The sequence below is a fragment of the Eisenbergiella sp. OF01-20 genome (genome assembly GCF_003478085.1).
In the GTDB taxonomy this organism is placed as follows: Bacteria; Bacillota; Clostridia; order Lachnospirales; family Lachnospiraceae; genus Eisenbergiella.
Window position 1 is genome coordinate 505,060 of sequence record NZ_QUES01000001.1, and the last position, 13,492, is coordinate 518,551.

Consider the following 13,492-nt stretch of genomic DNA (forward strand, 5'->3'; position numbering starts at 1 on the left):
ATTAGAGTAAGTTTTAAACTGACATTATATGGTAATTATAAACTCAACACTGGAATTTATTGTAAGACAAGTTTTGTATTTTGTCAATTAATGCGTAAAAAAAGATATTGGAATGTCATTTTCTGACATGAAAAGCAAAAAATACCTTGAAATGACATTGTCAAAAAACATACCGGACCGTCTTATCCGGTAAATTACAAACGTTTGAGTTGCCATAGGTGTTGCAGTTAATTTATGAGCCGTCAAATATTTCGTCGAAAATGTGGAGGAGTCTATGGCAAGAAAAGGGGAAAATATCTACAAAAGGAAGGATGGCCGCTGGGAAGGGAGATACCACAGGGAAAACGCGCCGGACGGACGGAAAAGATACGGTTCCGTGTATGGCAGGACTTACAGGGAAGTGAAGGAAAAGCTTGTTCTGATGAAGAGAGAACAACTGACGGAACAAGACAATTGCGGCCGCCTGCCTGCCGGTTACACAATGGGAGAAGCGGCACGCCTTTGGCTGGAGGAACGGAAAGGCGGTTGGAAGGAGTCTACCTTTGCCACCTACCGTTCCATCGTGGAAAAACATATTCTGCCCGGGGTCGGTTCCCAACAGATAAAGGCCTGGGATACCATTTTATGCCAAAAATATTTTAAAACGCTGCGGGAGGGAAACAAAGGAAAAGGACTGTCTGCAAACTATCTCCACCAGATCGGTATTATTATTGACCAGATCCTGCAGGTCGTTGAAGAAAAATACCAATGCGGCAGGCTGGAACACCCGCATACCTCTTCCGTGCCGAAGCACAGAACGATACAGACACCTCCGGATGCGGATATCCGGAAGCTGGAGGAATACCTGCAATCGGAAGCTATGAATGGGGATGTAACCTGTATGGGTATTCTGCTGACCGGCTGCAGCGGAATCCGGATTGGAGAGCTTTGTGCCTTGCGGTGGGAGGATATCCGCTTTGACAAGGGAACTATGCATATCGGGAAAACGTTGCAGAGAATACGAACCTTCCGGGATAATAACCCAGAAGAGGAGGAGCATCCCCGGACAGGAACGAAAATAACAATCACAACGCCAAAATCCCTGAATTCGGACAGGGAGATTCCCCTCCCGGACTATCTTCTGTGTCTTCTGCAAAAAAAGAAAGGAAACAAAAACGGCTACCTTCTTCCGGGAAAGAAAAAAGAATATACCGAACCGAGGACCCTGCAGTACCGATTCCGGAAAATCCTGGACACACTTGGCCTGCCCTCCTTTAACTTTCATATGCTCCGTCATATCTTTGCAACCAACTGCATTTCCCATGGATTTGACATGAAAACAGTAAGTGAACTGCTGGGGCATTCCAATGTGACTACCACGATGCATATCTATGTCCATTCGGATATGGAACGGAAAAAAATGCTCATGGCCGGTTACCGCATGACGGCTTAGCCGGGAAAGAAAGAGAATTCTTTCCATATTTATTTCTAAGCCGTCAAAAAAATCGTCATTACTACTACACATATATAGAACGCATCTGCTTCCTGCGCGTTTTTTCGCATAAGGTGAGATTTAGCGAAAAACAGCGGTAACCGTTTGGATTCATTGTATAACAGATCGGAGTGCTTCGGAAGGTGGGAAAGAATGGAAAAAGATACATACGACAGAAAGGCCGCCGGTGAGCGGATCCGGGAAAAACGCAGACAGCTGGGAATCACCATGAGAGAAGCGGCAGAAAAGCTGGGGAGAGTACCGACCTATTATGCGGATATCGAACGCGGCAGCTGCGGAATGTCGGTGGAAACCATGATTGCCATATCCCGACTGTACCATATGTCTCTTGATTACTTGATCCTCGGAACAGAAGAAGAGGAAAAGACAGAAGATGCAGGAAGGACATACCAGGAAGAAACAGAGGCTGTATACCAGCTTCTGAACCATGTGTCGAAGAAAGAAAGACTTTACGCGGCCAAGGTCCTGCGGACCTTTCTGATAGCCTGCAGTGATATGGGAACAGAGGACGGCAGGACAGAGCAGACCATAGCCGGTCCCTCAAAGGGAGAGTAAGAAAGAATGAATGGACTGATTGATATCCATTCTCATATACTGCCTCTCGTGGATGATGGGGCGGAAAGTGTGGAAATGGCTCTGCTTATGCTGAAGAAAGCAGCAGAGGAAGGAATTGAAAAAATCATACTCACTCCTCATCAAAAACCGGATCGAAGATGTGTTACCCCGGAAGGAATACTCCGGAGAATGGAAGAACTCCGGGAACTGGCCGGAAAAGAAAAAATACCGGTGCGGCTCTATCCGGGGAATGAGATTTTTTACCGACATGGGCTTGCGGAATTGCTGGATAAAGGAAAAATACGGACTATGGCAGATTCCCGTTACGTACTGATCGAGTTTTTACCCGGAGAGGATTATACATATATCCGGGATGCGCTCAGCAGAGTCGCCTCCTTCGGATACCGGCCCATAACAGCCCATGTGGAACGCTATGTGAATGTGATGAGCCGGATAGACAAGGCAGAGGAACTGAAAGAGGATACAGGCTGCTATTTTCAGGTGAATGCCGCCAGCGTAACGGGTGAGAATGGGTTTTCTGTAAAAAATATGACCCGGAAGCTTTTGAAAGAAGGACTTGTTGATTTTATTGCCACGGATGCCCATAGAAGCGAAGGAAAACGAAGCCCTGACATGAAAGCCTGTGCAGAATGGGTGAAAAAAAAGTTGGGTGAAGAACGGATGGAACAGATATTCTGCGGAAATCCCACAGCCCTGCTGAAGGATCAAATCATATGATACAGCCCTGACATTTTTAAAATAACAGAACCGCCGAAATTTGATGAGCAAACAGGAATACAGATTGGAGAATACAAAAGTGATGGAAGAGAACACAATGCAGCAGACAGATGAGATAGAAATCGATTTATGGGAAATCTGCCTGGTGCTGGTACATAATCTGGCATTGATTGTATCTGTGGGAATTATGACTGCGCTGGGTACCTTTCTGATAACACAGCTGTTTATCACCCCCAAATATGAGTCCACCACTAAAATTTACATTCTGAATAAGCAGGAAAACAATGCGGTTACCTACTCTGATATCCAGTTGGGTACCCAGCTGACCAAAGACTATGCGGAACTGATCCAGAGCCGTTTTGTCCTTGAAGAAGTAGTACAGGGAATGGGGCTGGATCTGAGTTATGAAGAAATGAAGAAAAAAGTATCGGTAACAACCCCGACAGATACGCGGATCCTGGCTATTACTGTGGAAGATACCGATCCGGTGATGGCAATGCAGCTTGCCAATTCCATTCGTGAGGCTGCCGCCGTACATATCATGAATGTTATGGACATTCAGGCCGTAAACGTGTCGGAAACCGCGAATATGCCTATGAAAAAAGCTAGCCCCAGCGTGATGAAAAATACATTTATCGGCGGTGTGCTTGGCATATTCCTGATGATTGCCGTGATTTTGGTGCGTTTCCTTATGGATGATACCGTAAAGACTCCCGAAGACGTGGAAAAATATCTGCAGCTTTCCACCCTGGCGGTAATCCCCCTGAATGAAGGGGAAGAAGACGGGAAGAAGAAAAAGAAAAAAGTAAAAAGAAGCTAGTAAGAGAAGCAAAAAAGAGTATCGAAGGAACGGTTGCTTTTCTACTGTTGTCTTGTGCGGAAAGCAGAAATGGACAACTGTGAGCGGCAGGAGTATACAGCTGTTACCTACCAAAAACGGATACAACGGATAAAGGAGAAAGGCCACCATGCAGACAGTCACATTTAATTCCATAGAAAAGCTGGATTTCAGAACAAAGGAAAGCTATAAGACCCTGCGGACAAACCTGGAATTTTCAGGAAAAGACAGGAAAGTGATTTCAATAACCAGCAGTACGCCCAATGAGGGAAAAACGAGCGTATCCTTTCAGCTTGCCCTGTCAATTGCGGAAGGCGGGAAAAAGGTAGTCCTGGTGGATGCGGATCTTCGAAAATCCGTGCTGAAAGGCCGTTATAAAACCAATGCAGCCCGGTATGGTCTGTCCCATTACCTCAGCGGACAGGCATCCATTTCAGATATATCCTGCAAGACCAATATCCCTGATTTTTATGTGATTTTCTCCGGCCCGGTACCTCCGAATCCCAGTGAATTATTGGGAAACGATGCATTCCGGCTGCTGCTCGAATATCTGCGGAAGGAATACGACTATGTGATCGTGGATACGCCGCCGTTAGGGAGCGTCATTGACGGTGCGGTAGCTGCGCAGCATTGCGACGGAACCGTCATAGTGGTTGAAAGCGGGGCTATCAGCTATAAATTTGCCCAGAAGGTAAAGGAACAGCTGGAAAAAGTGGACTGCCGGATTTTAGGCGTGATTCTGAATAAGGTGAACATGAGCGGCAAGGGATATTACGGCGCTTATTATGGGAAGTATTATGGGAAATATTATGGAAAGTATTATGGGAATAGTGAGGAAGGCGGGCTGCATGCCGCTGTGGTGCAGAAAGGGGCAAAAGGAGCCAAAGCCGTGAAGGGGGAAGGGAATCTGCATTCCCATGACAATAAAAGTACCAGAGAATCGGGGAAAGAAAAGGCAGCGGAAGAAGTCGTAATCGCTGAGGATGATATGATTCAGCTTGATATGGATATTGTGGAATTGGCTGAAGATACGGAATTGGTAGAGGAACTGAAGTAAAGGAGGCATAAGAGGAATATGAAAAAGTTAGTATTCATAATCGGAGGAATTGACATTGTTCTCCTGGCAGTTTGTATGTTCCTGTATCTGGGGAAGGACAGAACCGCGCCGGTGATCTCATTTGGCGAGAATACGGTGAGCTATGAAGAAGGGATGGATGAAAGCCTTCTGCTTCAGGGAGTTGTGGCTATGGATGAGAAGGACGGGGAAGTGAGTGACAGCCTGCTGGTGGAAAAAATAGCGGGGACGAACGGGAAAGAAGTGATTGTTACCTATGTGGCGAGGGACAGTGCGAATAATGTGGGGAAGGCCTCCAGGGCGTTTCCTGTAGCAGGGAGTTATACGGGAGGAGATGTGCTGTCGTCTGCGGGGGAAGGACTGGACGACGAATATGGAATGGATGAAAGCAGGCTGGAGGAATCGGAGACAGAGACGGAGAGTAATGAGGAGAGTAGTTCTGTGCCGGATGATGTGGACAGGAATGATGCAGAGGAGGAACGGAATGGGGGAGATGGAGAAGAGGGGAGGCAGGATGAGCAGGGAGCGGAACCTCAGGATCGTCAGGAGCCGCAGGCTGGGCCGAATCCGATGTTGGTGACGAGCGGGGATGTGGTGAATACGAAAATTGGTACAGCACCGAATTGGGGACAGGTGATAGCGGCGATGACGGATGATAAGGATGATTATAATACGCTTTACAATAATTTGAAGCTGGAGGGGCATGTGGATTTGAATGCGGCTGGGGAGTATCCGGTGATGTTGTATACGGTGGATTCGGATGGGAACCGGTCGGAGGTGAGGAATTTGGTGGTTAGGGTTGAGGAGTAAATCAATCTGCATCAAATTTACAAAACCATTAAACGATTTAACATGATACGGTTTTATATAAGTAGGGATGTCGGTAAAAAACAATAAAATGTGCAAAAATCTACTATATGTACTTATATCGGCAATACGAAATGGGAAGAGGAGTTGGAAATGAAGGTTTGCTTAGTGGGATCAAGTGGTGGACATTTAGTTCATTTATATATGTTGAAACCATTCTGGGGAAATAAGGAACGATTCTGGGTAACATTTGATAAGTCTGATGCTCAGTCTCTTCTTTTGGATGAGAAAATATATCCTTGCTATTACCCTACAAACAGGAGTCTCAAAGCTCTTATTAAAAATACTGTCATTGCATGGAAAGTACTCCGAAAAGAAAAGCCAGATCTTATCATATCATCCGGTGCGGCTGTCGCTGTACCATTCTTCTACTTAGGAAAACTCTTTGGAGCAAAGCTTATTTATATTGAAGTTTTTGATCGTATTGATATATCTACCATGACTGGCAAGATGATATATCCAATCGCAGACAAGTTCATCGTGGAGTGGGAAGAGATGAAGAAAGTTTATCCTAAGGCTGTTAATTTGGGAAGTATTTTTTAAAGAGGAGCATGAAAAGTGATATTTGTAACAGTTGGAACGCATGAGCAACAGTTTAACAGACTTGTTCAGAAAATAGATGAGCTTAGGGGGAGTGGTGTGATTAAGGAAGAGGTATTTATTCAGACTGGATATTCCACATATGGGCCGAAATATTGTTTATGGAGCCAGTGGATTCCATATCCGCAGATGATTGAAAATGTCAATAAGGCAAGGATCGTTATTACCCATGGTGGCCCGTCCAGTTTTATCATGTCACTCCAAGTTGGTAAGACTCCAATCGTCGTTCCACGTCAGTCTAAATTTGAAGAACATGTGAATAATCATCAAGTGAAGTTCTGTAGGGCAGTTGCAGACAGATATGGCTCTATTATTGTCGTAGAAGATGTGGGGCGGCTTGATGAGATGATTGGAAAATATGATGAGTTAGTGAAGTCTATGCATGGAAAACAGGAAAGCAATAATGCCAAGTTCAATGAGGAACTTGAGAAGATTGTAGAGGAGTTGTTCTGATGGGAGATTTGAGGGTGTTGGTGATGTTATCAACATATAATGGGGAGAAATATCTCAAGGCTCAACTAGATAGTCTTAGAAATCAGACAAATGTTAACTTGTGTGTATTAGTTAGAGATGATGGATCAAAAGATAGAACATTAGAAATTTTAGAACAGTATAAGTCATTAATGAATTTGGCTTATGAAGCGGCCGAAAATGTTGGATCGACAAGAAGTTTTATGGAATTGATCCGTAATTGTTCTTCTGAGTACGATTTTTATGCGTTCTGTGATCAGGATGATTATTGGCATGCTGATAAATTATCCACTGCAATTGTGGGGTTAGAGAACTTAGATATAAAGAAGCCGTCACTATACTATTCTGGGCAGAAATTAGTGGATTCCAATTTGAGTCCAATATATGACCATACCCTTGATACATACAGAAACGAATATGCAAATGCAATATTTAATCAAATGGCAGGATGCACGACTGTTTTTAACAAGACATTATTGTTACTACTAAAACAATACCAAAATGTTTTAAATGTTCCTGGCTTCCATGATTCATTTACTTATAGGGTATGTGTGTTGGCTGGTGGAGAGTTTATATGTGATTCAGAAGGGCAAATAGACTACCGGCAACATGGCTCTAATATTGTGGGGCTTGATTATAGTTTGAAAGGTAAGTTGAACAAAGTTCTGCGGTACATACGTCCGAGTGAGTTGAAGCAGGACTTAGATTACATTTTTGATCAGGACTTGAAATGGTGTGACATGGAAAGAGTAGTTTTTTTCAATCATGTACGTTTATCAAACCATTCCATAAAATCAAAGCTGTGGCTACTAGTACATCAAGGACGGATTGATTTTCATAGCCCAGTATTGAGAGTGATTTATAACTTTAAAATACTAAGTTCACAATTATAAAGGATAAGAGTGATGAAGTTTAGCATTGTTGTACCGGTATACAATGTAAAAAAGTATTTAAGAGAATGCCTGGATACATTAGTTGAACAAATACGTGAAATAGATAATGATGCAGAAATAATAGTTGTAGATGACGGCTCAACGGATGGTTCATCAGCTATTTGTGATAAATATGAAAAAAATAATCTAGGTATTGTAAAAGTTATCCATAAAAAGAATGGTGGTTTATTATCGGCACGACGGACAGGATTTGCGGCGGCAAAAGGAGAATATATCATTAACTGCGACTCGGATGACAAATTGTTACCGGGAGCATTGAAAAATGTGGTGCAAGGCCTATTGATTACTAATACTGATGTACTTTTTTATAATGCGGAGCAGTTACTTGAGAATGGGACATCAAAGATATGGTTCGAGAATATTTTCTCTACAGATGAAGTATCGATGGTTACCAAAGAAGAGGTTTGGAAAAATTATTTTAACGGATATGCGACTGTTTCAATGTGCTGCAAAGCCTTTCGTCTAAAATGTCTTGCACTCGAAGATGATTATAGCCATTTTAACCATATAAACATGGGCGAAGATAGTCTTCAATCGATAGAAGTTTATAATAAAGCAAAGACGTTTGCATACTTAAACATACCGATATATGGATATCGAATGTCATCTGGAATGACAGCGAAATTTGATCATAATTTTTATGCTCAATTTAAAGTCGTTTTAAATGAGGTTTTGAAGAATAAGGATAATATTAATCTTGCAGATTTCGATAAACGTTTTTCTAAGAAATTATTTGATATTGTAGGCAGATCGATTACACAGGGGAGAGTTTCTCGTAAGTTGGGACTCACTGGAGAGAAAGATTATTTTAATAAAATTAGTTCAGATGAATTAGTATGTCGCTTCAAACTATATTATCCAGCAGTGAGATATGAACTACAGAGAAGTCATAGGATAGTATGTGATTTTCTTATCAACGGACGGTATGGAATGCTGTACCTGTTATTAATGATAATGAACACTATTAAGAAAGGGTGATTGTTTTTGAAATCAATTATGAGATTTCTTCAGTGTTGCGTTTACTCACTGAATACAATGATAAACTTTAGAGATCATTCAAAGAATGAAAAAGCTAGGAAATATCGTTCTATCCTATTAATTCCACTGGGACTTGTTCGTTACTTAATGCTATCTTTATATGAACATGTATTTTTTATAAAAAAATCTGAAAATATAGCAGTGGTTTGTATTGTAAAAAATGAAGGGCGTTACATCAGAGAGTTCATTGAATATTATATTGGGCTTGGATGCGATTTGATTATTTATGATAATGGATCAACTGATGACACGGCTAGTATTATTAAAGAATACTCAGAACACACTCATTATATTTACTATCCAGGAGTTAAAAGACAGATAGATGCTTATAATCAAGCCATAAAAAAATATCGTGTAAGGTATAAATATTTAATTGTAGTAGATGCTGATGAGTTCTTGGTTTGTGATGAACTGCTAAATGGAAAAAGTCTTTTGACTATCATAAACGAATTCTTTGACAAATCTAAAAAGATTGCATGTCTCGGTATTAACTGGTTTATATTTGGTTCTTCGGGATATGATGATTTTCCTGGGGGGGGGTATTGGAGAAATTTACCAGATGTTCGGAAGATGCCTTTGATAGAAATCGTCTAATCAAGGTGGTAGTCAAACCAGAAAGAATAGTGGGTTTTGTAGATCCACACCTTCCATGGGTACTGTTAGGGTATCAAGCAGTGGATCTTGATTACCATCCGATTTCATATCCGCAGATAGATTTACCTGTTCGACGTGATATGCGTATATATCATTATTTTTGCAAAAATAAAAAGTGGTTTATTGAGAAAGTAGATCGTGGAATGGCGGATAATCTGCGTAAAATGATAATTGATTATTTCGAGTATTGTGACCGGAATGAACTTGAAAATAAAAAAGCAGCAGAAATTTGGAAAAATATTATTAAGCCTGAAAAAACGGAAGGACAACAGAATTGAATATGCGATTATATGTTGTGGCGGATAAATTACTATATAAGCTATTTATCATATTCATAACTTTAGATTCCGCATTAACGAATATAGCTATTGTAGAATCTGAAAAAGACAATATTCATACAGTTCTATTATATGCTGCACTAATATGTGCTCTTTCTTGCATTGTTGTAAAAAAGTACGAACAAAGGCAATTTATCATAACTATGATAATTTATGCTTTTGCTGTATTTACGTATATAAATAGTGCGGCTACAGCATTTATGCTTACAATTCTAACAATAATACTGGCAGAGAGACAGGATGTAGAATCTACGCTGCATATTATCTGGCGCATCAGATTACTTGCCTTAATTTCAGCAGTTATATTAGCAGTCATGGGAATATTACCAATGGGTACAATTTCATTTGGCAGTAGTGAAAAAGGAGAATTACTAGGCTATGTTCATGCAAACTCTTTTGCTGGAAATGCAGGTGTCGTACTTCTTTTGCTGTTAGCTGTAAGAAGAAAATCCATTGGGGTTTTGAATTATATATTCTTCTTGGTGACATCTTTAGTGGTTTATTTTTTTTCACGCTCTCGAACTGAGTTAATAGTAATGTCGGTGATAGCAGTCCTTTTACCATTGATTACTAATTCTGCACATATTAAAGAATGGTTTATTAGATTGTCGAAATGGATTGTTCCAACAATTGTTGCATCAAATTTCTTACTTATTGTAATGCAATCATTTAATATTGCTGCGGGATTTGTAGACAAGATAGGCATGCTGTTTAATGGTCGAATATATTTAGCAATGCTTAATATTCAATTTTATGGTATATCATTGTTAGGGCATCAGATTGATAGAGCGCGGATTGCTACAGTTCAATGGTATTCTGCATTAGATAATGGATATACATATTTGCTTTTAAACTTTGGAATCGTAGGAGTTTTGATGTTTGTTACATTTCAACAAATGACTATGAGATATTTCGTAAAAGTACAAGATGAAATAATGTGTTTATTATGTCTGGCTTTTGCTATCTGGGGAGTTTATGAAGGAATGATGGTATCAGCACAGTCAAATTTTACATTACTTTTTGCAGCAAGTCTGCTTGAACTAAAACAACATAAGATTACGATACGTAGATAAAGATAAGGAAAAATTACATGATAGAGATACCAAAGATAATCCATTATTGCTGGTTTGGAGAAAATCAAATTCCGGATTTAGCAGTAAAGTGTATTGAGTCGTGGAAAAAATACTTTCCGGACTATGAAATAAAAGAGTGGAATGAATCAAATTTCGATTTTAATATATGCAATTATTCAAAAGAGGCATATCAGGCTGAGAAGTGGGCATTTGTAAGTGACTATGCTCGTTTCTGGATATTATATCATGAGGGTGGATTGTACTTTGACACCGACGTTGAGGTGATCAGAAGTTTCTCAGATATAGTCGGACGCGGAGCTTTTATGGGGAGTGAAAAGAATACTATGATGGTATCGGATCAAGGACCTAACAATCAAAAAATCGTTGTGAATCCTGGCCTCGGACTTGGAGTAGCTCCTGGTATAGGCCTGTACAAAGAAATACTTAAATATTATGAGAAAGAACATTTTGGGGATAAAAGTGGAAAGTCGTACGTAGAAACGGTAGTAACCAAGACAACAAACATTCTGATTAGTCATGGATACGATCCCTACAAAAAAGAAATACAGAATGTTGCAGGAATTTGGATTTATCCTCCAGAATATTTTTCTCCAATTGACTATTCAACTGGAATATTAACTGTAACACCAGATACACATTCGATTCATTGTTATATGGAATCTTGGTTATCTGAAGCTGAAAAAAAGATCCACAACAGAAATAGAAAGATTAACAGTATTTTGGGGGAGAGAGTTGGCAGTAAGATTGGCTGGGTACTTGAACGGCCATATTATATTAGGAAAAAAATCAAAGAAGAGGGGCTACAGGGCTCTATTAATAGAACAAAGGAAATACTATCTGGTAAGTAGATGAATAAAATTTTGAAATTAATTTTGATGTGTCAATTCATATTAATTCAAAAGACATTGTGAAGTATGTTAAATGTATTCGAAACAAAACTATTCGAACATTGAAATTATCATTATTGAAATGATTCGTCAAATAAAACCTGTAGTATCAGCAAATTTCTAGTAACATTTATTGTCTTCGGATCAAAACTGATTAAGGCGGAATATCTCACGTTACTCGCCCAGAGGGCAGTCAGGCTATGGATACTTTAAATGAATACAGTGTTTGTTTGGGAAAAGTGTTACAAGCTGGATTATCAAAATGAAAGAGATATTTAGAAAATGATTTTTTATGAATGTATGTGCCAATAAACTACCGAAGCGATTTGATAGATAATAGGAAATATGACGGGCTTTAACAGGAGCGTTATTTATGCCTTTTATAGTTATATCAGGATGGCTTATTTGGTTTGGTACACAAAAGATAATTATAAACTAAAGGTATGAATACGAATGGGACGATATAAGTACTTGCTAAAAAATATAGGATTGTTGACACTCAGTAGTTTTACCACGAAATTATTGAGTTTCTTTTTGGTACCCTTATATACCAATGTGCTGTCTACTACAGAGTATGGGACATATGATATGTTCAACACGACAATCGGGGTATTGCTTCCAATATTGACACTGAACATTCAGGAATCCGTGATGCGTTTTTCGCTTGACGATAAGCTTGACGAGAATTCCATTCTTTCAATTGGAGCTAAGTATTTTATTGTCAGTAACTTGCTGGTTGTCGCTGGACTTGTTGTAAATGATGTATTTAGGTTTAGTATCATAATCAGGGACTATTCGATATTTTTCTTCTTGATGTTTTTTACACAGGCACTTTCTGGTATAGTGCTTGCATATATCAGGGGGATTGACCGTATTGCAGAATTATCTGTGTCGAGTGTGGTCAGCTCTCTGGCAATCATTTTCTGTAATATTCTGTTCCTCGTTGTGTTTAAGTGGGGCTTGATCGGATATTTCTTAGCTAATATATTTGGACCATTTGCCCAGTGTCTGTATCTGTTGCTGTGTACAGGAGTATTTCATAAAATCAAACTGACAGAAAAATATAAGTTAGAAACAAAGGAAATGCTTACTTATTGCAAGCCTATGATTGCTAACAGTATAGCTTGGTGGGTGAATAATGCATCGGATAAATATGTGGTAATTTGGTTTTGTGGTTTGGCGGAGAACGGTATCTATTCAGTAGCTTCAAAGATACCATCCATTTTAAATATTGTGCAGTCTATTTTTGCACAGGCGTGGACGTTGTCTGCGGTGAAGGAATTTGATCCAGAGGACAAAAATGGATTTTTTGCAAATACTTATAAGGCATATAATTGCCTAATGACCATCATGTGTTCCGCGATTATAGTGGCAGACAAGATCTTTGCAAAATTTTTGTATGCCAAGGATTTTTATGCGGCTTGGAATTATGTGCCATGGCTGACAATTGCTATTGTTTTCGGTGCATTGTCTGGGTATGTAGGTGGCTTCTTTTCTGCAGTAAAAAAGCCAAAACTTTTCGCACAATCTACAATGATTGGCGCAGCTACAAACGTTGTATTTAACATTATTCTAACCCCATTGTTGGGGGCACTGGGAGCAGCGATTGCAACCGCAGTTTGCTATTGTGTAACATGGGTATTTCGGTATATCCATGTACAGAGGATAATTAAGCTTAGAGTTAGGCTGGGAAGGGATATCATGAGCTATATTCTTCTTGTTGTGCAGTCAGTAATATTGTTGATAGTGGAAGACTCGATGAGATTATATACATTGGAATTTGGCTTATTTGCGATTGTGTTGTTACTGTATATAAAGGATATCGGTTTAATATTTAAGAATTCTTTGAATGCGTTAAAACTACATAGAGAATGACTATTTGTGATATTGAA

At 39.8% G+C, this 13,492-nt stretch carries 15 protein-coding genes; all 15 read left to right on the forward strand.

The window, feature by feature from the left end:
- Window positions 1–274: 274 nt before the first annotated feature.
- The 15 genes from DXA36_RS02475 (at window position 275) to DXA36_RS02540 (ending at window position 13,475) form a co-directional block, all read left to right on the forward strand.
- Complete coding sequence (locus DXA36_RS02475) at window positions 275–1,432, forward strand: tyrosine-type recombinase/integrase (RefSeq protein WP_118676001.1); 1,158 nt, start codon at window positions 275–277, stop codon at window positions 1,430–1,432.
- A 192-nt stretch (window positions 1,433–1,624) separates the two neighbouring features.
- Complete coding sequence (locus tag DXA36_RS02480) at window positions 1,625–2,047, forward strand: helix-turn-helix domain-containing protein (protein WP_118676002.1); 423 nt, start codon at window positions 1,625–1,627, stop codon at window positions 2,045–2,047.
- 6 nt (window positions 2,048–2,053) lie between these two features.
- Window positions 2,054–2,785: a CpsB/CapC family capsule biosynthesis tyrosine phosphatase gene (locus DXA36_RS02485; RefSeq protein WP_118676003.1), complete on the forward strand. Its 732-nt coding sequence runs from the start codon at window positions 2,054–2,056 to the stop codon at window positions 2,783–2,785.
- A 64-nt stretch (window positions 2,786–2,849) separates the two neighbouring features.
- On the forward strand, window positions 2,850–3,605 hold the full coding sequence (locus tag DXA36_RS02490; RefSeq protein ID WP_242880618.1) for a YveK family protein: 756 nt from the start codon (window positions 2,850–2,852) through the stop codon (window positions 3,603–3,605).
- A gap of 148 nt (window positions 3,606–3,753) precedes the next feature.
- Entirely contained in the window at window positions 3,754–4,680 is a 927-nt protein-coding gene (locus tag DXA36_RS02495) for a polysaccharide biosynthesis tyrosine autokinase (RefSeq protein ID WP_118676004.1), read from the forward strand.
- An 18-nt stretch (window positions 4,681–4,698) separates the two neighbouring features.
- Window positions 4,699–5,508 (forward strand): hypothetical protein, encoded by an 810-nt coding sequence (locus tag DXA36_RS02500; RefSeq protein WP_118676005.1) that lies wholly within the window; start codon window positions 4,699–4,701, stop codon window positions 5,506–5,508.
- A gap of 150 nt (window positions 5,509–5,658) precedes the next feature.
- Window positions 5,659–6,108, forward strand: a complete 450-nt coding sequence (pssD, locus tag DXA36_RS02505) for a PssD/Cps14F family polysaccharide biosynthesis glycosyltransferase (RefSeq protein WP_118676006.1) — start codon at window positions 5,659–5,661, stop codon at window positions 6,106–6,108.
- Between the two features lie 15 nt (window positions 6,109–6,123).
- On the forward strand, window positions 6,124–6,618 hold the full coding sequence (locus DXA36_RS02510; protein WP_118676007.1) for a glycosyltransferase: 495 nt from the start codon (window positions 6,124–6,126) through the stop codon (window positions 6,616–6,618).
- Complete coding sequence (locus tag DXA36_RS02515; protein ID WP_118676008.1) at window positions 6,618–7,529, forward strand: glycosyltransferase; 912 nt, start codon at window positions 6,618–6,620, stop codon at window positions 7,527–7,529. Before DXA36_RS02510 ends, DXA36_RS02515 begins: the two co-directional genes overlap by 1 nt.
- Window positions 7,530–7,541: 12 nt before the next feature.
- Window positions 7,542–8,567 (forward strand): glycosyltransferase family 2 protein, encoded by a 1,026-nt coding sequence (locus DXA36_RS02520; protein ID WP_118676009.1) that lies wholly within the window; start codon window positions 7,542–7,544, stop codon window positions 8,565–8,567.
- Between the two features lie 6 nt (window positions 8,568–8,573).
- Entirely contained in the window at window positions 8,574–9,221 is a 648-nt protein-coding gene (locus DXA36_RS33440) for a glycosyltransferase family 2 protein (protein WP_243114545.1), read from the forward strand.
- On the forward strand, window positions 9,170–9,559 hold the full coding sequence (locus DXA36_RS33445; protein WP_243114546.1) for a hypothetical protein: 390 nt from the start codon (window positions 9,170–9,172) through the stop codon (window positions 9,557–9,559). The genes DXA36_RS33440 and DXA36_RS33445 overlap by 52 nt, the downstream gene beginning before the upstream one ends.
- Window positions 9,556–10,692, forward strand: a complete 1,137-nt coding sequence (locus tag DXA36_RS02530; RefSeq protein WP_147366530.1) for a hypothetical protein — start codon at window positions 9,556–9,558, stop codon at window positions 10,690–10,692. The genes DXA36_RS33445 and DXA36_RS02530 overlap by 4 nt, the downstream gene beginning before the upstream one ends.
- A gap of 17 nt (window positions 10,693–10,709) precedes the next feature.
- Window positions 10,710–11,561, forward strand: a complete 852-nt coding sequence (locus DXA36_RS02535) for a glycosyltransferase family 32 protein (protein WP_118676011.1) — start codon at window positions 10,710–10,712, stop codon at window positions 11,559–11,561.
- 492 nt (window positions 11,562–12,053) lie between these two features.
- Window positions 12,054–13,475, forward strand: a complete 1,422-nt coding sequence (locus tag DXA36_RS02540; protein ID WP_118676012.1) for a lipopolysaccharide biosynthesis protein — start codon at window positions 12,054–12,056, stop codon at window positions 13,473–13,475.
- Window positions 13,476–13,492: the final 17 nt, after the last annotated feature.

Excerpts from the sequence above, each read along its gene's own strand:
- DXA36_RS02535 (WP_118676011.1), top strand. The coding sequence starts at position 10,710 with ATGATAGAGATACCAAAGATAATCCATTATTGCTGGTTTGGAGAAAAT.
- DXA36_RS02500 (WP_118676005.1), top strand. The coding sequence starts at position 4,699 with ATGAAAAAGTTAGTATTCATAATCGGAGGAATTGACATTGTTCTCCTG.
- DXA36_RS02520 (WP_118676009.1), top strand. The coding sequence starts at position 7,542 with ATGAAGTTTAGCATTGTTGTACCGGTATACAATGTAAAAAAGTATTTA.
- DXA36_RS02540 (WP_118676012.1), top strand. The coding sequence starts at position 12,054 with ATGGGACGATATAAGTACTTGCTAAAAAATATAGGATTGTTGACACTC.
- DXA36_RS02475 (WP_118676001.1), top strand. The coding sequence starts at position 275 with ATGGCAAGAAAAGGGGAAAATATCTACAAAAGGAAGGATGGCCGCTGG.
- DXA36_RS02515 (WP_118676008.1), top strand. The coding sequence starts at position 6,618 with ATGGGAGATTTGAGGGTGTTGGTGATGTTATCAACATATAATGGGGAG.
- DXA36_RS02480 (WP_118676002.1), top strand. The coding sequence starts at position 1,625 with ATGGAAAAAGATACATACGACAGAAAGGCCGCCGGTGAGCGGATCCGG.
- DXA36_RS02485 (WP_118676003.1), top strand. The coding sequence starts at position 2,054 with ATGAATGGACTGATTGATATCCATTCTCATATACTGCCTCTCGTGGAT.
- pssD (WP_118676006.1), top strand. The coding sequence starts at position 5,659 with ATGAAGGTTTGCTTAGTGGGATCAAGTGGTGGACATTTAGTTCATTTA.
- DXA36_RS02495 (WP_118676004.1), top strand. The coding sequence starts at position 3,754 with ATGCAGACAGTCACATTTAATTCCATAGAAAAGCTGGATTTCAGAACA.